Genomic DNA, 308 nt, shown 5'->3' with positions numbered 1-308 from the left:
CGTGCCCCGCACTACTCGGGATCCGTCTCGGAGGGAACAGACTTTCAATTACAGGGCTTTTACCTTCTTTGGCGGGCCTTTCCAGACCTCTTCGTTTAACCGGTTCCTTTGTAACTCCATGTGAGACGTCCCACAACCCCAAAGAGCAAGCTCTCTGGTTTGGGCTGTTCCGCGTTCGCTCGCCGCTACTGACGGAATCACTATTGTTTTCTCTTCCTCAAGGTACTTAGATGTTTCAGTTCCCCTGGTATGCCTCTACATAACCTATGTATTCAGTTATGAGTAACTGGAAATTACCCCAGCTGGGT

General features: G+C 50.0%; 1 rRNA gene. It reads right to left on the bottom strand.

What is annotated here, in order from left to right:
* Positions 1-308 (bottom strand): 23S ribosomal RNA (locus HP552_RS00920); the annotation flags it as partial.

The organism is Paenibacillus xylanilyticus (assembly GCF_013359935.1).
Lineage (GTDB): Bacteria > Bacillota > Bacilli > Paenibacillales > Paenibacillaceae > Paenibacillus > Paenibacillus xylanilyticus.
This window is presented reverse-complemented; position numbering and strand designations above follow the sequence as displayed.